Origin of the sequence: Actinomadura sp. DC4, from assembly GCF_030406325.1 — a bacterium.
Lineage (GTDB): Bacteria > Actinomycetota > Actinomycetes > Streptosporangiales > Streptosporangiaceae > Actinoallomurus.
In genome coordinates, this window is the sequence record NZ_JAUEQY010000072.1 from 1 (window position 1) to 4,264 (window position 4,264).

Genomic DNA, 4,264 nt, shown 5'->3' on the forward strand with positions numbered 1-4,264 from the left:
CGTGGCCGTGCTGGCCGCGATCGTCGTCGTGGCCGTTGGCGGAGGCGGGGAGCTCTCCGCCGAGCACCCCGACCACCCGCCGCTGGCCCTGCCCGGGCGGGGGGGCGGGGGGGGGGGCCGCCCCCCCCCCCGCCCCCCCCCCCCCCCCCGGGCGGGGGGCCCCCCCCCCCCCCCCCCCCCCCCGCCCCCCCCCCCCCCCCCCCCCACCCCCCCACCCCCCCCCCCCCCCCCCCCCCCCCCCACCCACCCCCCGCCGCCGGGGGGGCGGGGGGGGCCCCCCCCCCCCCCCCCCCCCCCCCCCCCCGCCGCACGACCACCGCCCGGCACATCGAAGGGAGAACGGCGTGAGGACCTCAGAGCCGCTGCGCGCCAACCGCGAGTTCCGCAACATCTGGGTCGCGCAGGCACTGTCCAAGCTGGGATCGCAGGCCTCCTACCTCGCGCTGCCGCTTCTCGTCCTCTCCCTGACCCACTCCCCCGCCAAGGCGGGCCTCGTGGGCTTCACCAAGGCGGCGGCCGAGGTGGCCTTCCTGCTGCCCACCGGGACGTTCTCCGACCGGCACGACCGGCGGCGGACCATGATCACCTGCGACGTCGTCCGCGCCGCCGGCATGGCGGCGCTGGCGTACTCCGTGGCCGTCCACCAGACGGTGCTACCGCTCATCCTCGTGGTCGCGGCCGCCGACGGCGCCGCGACGGGCGCCTTCGCCGGAGCGGTGAGCGGGGCCGTACGGCGGATCGTGCCGGCCGGGCAGTTCGCCTCGGCCGTCGCCCTGATCCAGGCGCGCAACGCCGCCGTGTACACGGCCGGCCCGGCTCTCGGCGGGCTGCTCTTCCAGCTCTCCCCCGTCGTCCCGTTCGTGGCCGACGCGGGCTCGTACCTGTTCTCGCTGGCCGCCGTGCTGGCGATCCGCACGTCCATGCGGCCGCAGCGCTCGGCGGACGAGGCCGGGAACGGCTTCTGGGCCGACACCGCCCAGGGGCTGCGGTTCGTACGGCGCTCGCCGTACCTGCGCAGCGTCGTCGTCAACGCCACGGCCAGCAACTTCGCCTACAGCGGCATCGTCCTCATCGCGGTGGCGGCGAGCTATGAGGGCGGGTCGTCCGGGCTGTCCGTGGGCGCCATCGTCACGCTCTCCGGCCTCGGCTCGCTGGTCGGCTCGCTCCTCGCGCCACGGGCGATGGGACGCCTCGGCACCCGGCAGATCGTCCTCACGGTCTGCTGGGCCGACGCGCTGCTCACGCTCCTGATGGCCACCACGTCGCACGCGCTGGTGCTGGGCGCGCTCATCGCGCTGAGCGGCCTGCTCGTGCCCGCCCTGAACGTCGTCTTCGGCAGCACCCTGATGCGGATGACCCCCGACGAGCTGCAGGGCCGGGTACAGAACACCGTCAGCTTCATGGCCATGTCGGTGGCGCCGGCCGGCCCGATGCTCGCCGGGGCCCTGCTCGGCGGCGGCGGCGCCGCCGCGGCGTTCGTCACCTTCGGGCTGTTCCTCTGTGCGATCGCCGTCTTCAACACCGCCAGACGGCACCTCTTCGACCCGCCCCCGTCCTCCGCCGAGCCGCCCGCCACGGAACCCGTGGCCTCCGCCTGAGCGCCTCCAGCCGGTGCACGGTCGTTCTTCTCGAGCGGACGCGGCCGCTCGGTCACGACGAGGGGTTCCCGAAGCGGCCCGCCTTCGCGACCACGTCCTCGCCGTACATCCGCAGCGCGAAACCGGCGGAACTCCTCAGGCGTTTCGCCGGCGAGGTCGAACATCCTCCGGCTGGTGACCACCGCCGGGCCCTGGAGCCGCCGTACGCTCCGCTCGACCGCCGCGTCGAGGTCGCGCGGCTCCACGACCTCGACGACGAGCGTCTCCGTCGTCACGACACCTGGTCTCCCCGTCCGTCCCGGGCCTGCCGCAGCGTACGGTCGCAAGCCGCCAGGTGCGCGCCCAGCGCGTCCTCGAAGCCGGTCGTGGCCGCGTCGTGCATCAGCCGCCGCCTGATCGCCAGCTCCGCGCCCGAGAAGACGCCGAACCGCTCGGCCGCGGCCGCCAGCGCGATCTCCGGAGTCTCGGCCAGTTCGTCGACCAGGCCCAGCTCCACCGCCTCCTCCGCCTCGATGGGCTCGCCGAACAGCACCGCGCGGCGGGCCCGGCCGACGCCGGCCTGATGGGAGAGCCGGAAGACGGCCATGCCCGGCCAGGTGGCCGTGCCGTGGCGCGCGATCAGGAGCCGTACGCCGGGGTGCGCGAGGCGCACGTCGGTGGCGAGCAGGACGTCCAGGGCCGGGCCGCCGCAGTCGCCGGAGGCCACCGCGACCGTGGTCATGGGCAGGCGCTCCAGCCGGCGCAGCGCCCGCTCCCACTTGGTCACCAGCGGGATGCTCAGGTCGCCGCTCCAGGGGCCGTGCGGGGCTCCCGAGACGTGCACGGGTACGACGCCGGGACCCTTCCGGTCCTCGGCACGGTCGCAGACGGCCTCGATCTCCCGGACCGTCGTGGCGGTGTACGGCCGGACGCCGTCGATCCGGAGCACCGACTCGGTCTCCGTCCAGGCCGGGCTCACCACTGCACCAGCGCCGTCTCGATCGTCGAACCGGGTCCCATGGTCATGAGGACTCCGTACTCCCCCGGCCGTGCGACGTCCTCCTCGACGAGCCGGTCGTAGGAGAACAGGAACGAGCCGCTGGAGACGTTGCCGTAGTCGCGCAGCACGCCGGTCGTGTGCCGTACGTCGTGGCGGCTCAGCCCGAGGTTGATTACGACGGCGTCGATCACCTTCTTGCCGCCGGAGTGCACCAGCCAGTGCCGGATGTCGCTGCGCCGCAGGCGGGTGCCGTTCAGCAGCCGGTCCACGACGACCTCGGCGTGCGCCCCGACGACGTACGGGATCTGCGGGTCGAGGAAGAAGCTGAACCGGTCCTGGGCGCGGTCCCAGTCGTAGCGCATGGCGTCGAGCGCGTCGGTGATGATGAGGCTCGAGAACTTGAGGATGCGCGGCCCCGGCCGCCCGCCCGGCCCTCCGAGGACGTGGGGGCCCGCGACCAGGGCCAGCGCCGCGGCGCCGTCGGCGAACAGGCTGTTCACGACCGCGGTCCGCATCGTCGAGTCGATCGCGTACGCGGCGGAGCACGCCTCGGCGCAGAGCACGACGGCGAGTCGCCCGGGGTGGGCCGCCGCCCAGCCCGCCACGACGCCCAGGGCGTTCAGGCCGGCGTTGCAGCCCATTCCCACGATGTCGCTGCGGCTGCAGTGCGGGTCGATGCCGAGTTCGCGGATGAGCAGGGCGGACAGGCCGGGGGTGAGGAATCCGGTCGAGGTGACGCAGCAGAGGTGGCCCAGGTCGGACGGTTTCGCGCCCGCGCGCTCCAGGCAGGCCGCCAGGGCCCGCCCGCCCATTTCGACCGCCAGTCTCCGGTGCTTGTCGAGCAGGTCGCCCTGCGACTCCGGGACGCGTCTCCCGTCTTCGGCCCGCGGGGGCAGTGTCAGGAAACGCCGCTCGATCGCGCTGTTCTGGAACACCGAACGCACTTTCGGCTCGGTGATCCCCATGGCGTCGAGCACTTCCCGCTGTGAGAACGACGTGGCCGACGTGGCGGTCCCGACTCCGGCGATCCGAGCGGGGAACGGCGTCTGCGCCAGTGCGTCCGCCTCCGGTAATTCGATCGCCGGCGGTTCAACTGTCACGCTCATCGAAAGGTCCATCCCCACATTCGCGGCTTGCTGCGCAATGGCTTTCTGCGGCGGTCGGTCATTTCATGTGCCTTCCTCGTGAGAGCCACACGGCCCACCAGAAGGTAATTTGGCCGCATTCTTGCTGTCAAGCACGGGCCCGTGGGCGTCCAACCGTGAACTTTTCACAGTTGGACAGCGCTCTCGCATAGGTACAGTGACAAAGGTGGCTGCATTTTCTGTCGATGCCGGCTATTTAAATGCCGAAGCCGGTCAAGATTCACGGGACCCTCGCGTACGACTGGACGCGCTCTTCGACGAGGGGTCGCTGCGTCCTTTGACCGAGGAGGACGACAGTGGCGCCCTGGCGGGTGTGGGCCGGATCGAGGGGATGCCGGTGGTGGCGTTCGCCAGTGATCCGCGTTTTCAGGGTGGGGCGATGGGTTCGGCGGGGTGTGAGCACATCGTTCACGCCTATGACCACGCGGTGCGTGAGCGGTTGGCGATCATCGGTTTGTGGCATTCGGGCGGGGCGCGTCTGGCCGAGGGTGTGGAGTCGCTGCACGGTGTGGGGCGGATCTTCAAGGCGATGACGCACGCCT

At 72.8% G+C, this 4,264-nt stretch carries 4 protein-coding genes; 2 read left to right on the top strand and 2 right to left on the bottom strand.

Annotation, left to right across the window (positions count from 1 at the left end; genetic code table 11):
• The first annotated feature begins 344 nt into the window (after positions 1 to 344).
• Positions 345 to 1,598 carry an MFS transporter gene (locus QWU11_RS46950; RefSeq protein WP_290121114.1) on the top strand — a complete coding sequence of 418 codons (1,254 nt, stop codon included), beginning with the start codon at positions 345 to 347 and terminating at the stop codon, positions 1,596 to 1,598.
• Between the two features lie 271 nt (positions 1,599 to 1,869).
• On the opposite strand, the gene dpgB is transcribed toward QWU11_RS46950, so the two are convergent.
• Both dpgB and dpgA read right to left on the bottom strand, forming a co-directional pair.
• Positions 1,870 to 2,556, bottom strand: coding sequence for an enoyl-CoA-hydratase DpgB (gene dpgB / locus QWU11_RS46955; protein ID WP_290121115.1), 687 nt, complete (start codon positions 2,554 to 2,556; stop codon positions 1,870 to 1,872).
• The gene (gene dpgA, locus QWU11_RS46960) at positions 2,553 to 3,683 is read right to left on the bottom strand and encodes a 3,5-dihydroxyphenylacetyl-CoA synthase DpgA (RefSeq protein ID WP_290121116.1); all 1,131 of its coding nucleotides are present in this window, start codon (positions 3,681 to 3,683) and stop codon (positions 2,553 to 2,555) included. Before dpgA ends, dpgB begins: the two co-directional genes overlap by 4 nt.
• A gap of 205 nt (positions 3,684 to 3,888) precedes the next feature.
• On the opposite strand from dpgA, the gene QWU11_RS46965 reads away from it, so the two are divergent.
• A partial coding sequence (locus QWU11_RS46965; RefSeq protein WP_290121117.1) for a carboxyl transferase domain-containing protein occupies positions 3,889 to 4,264 on the top strand: 376 nt, incomplete at its 3' end.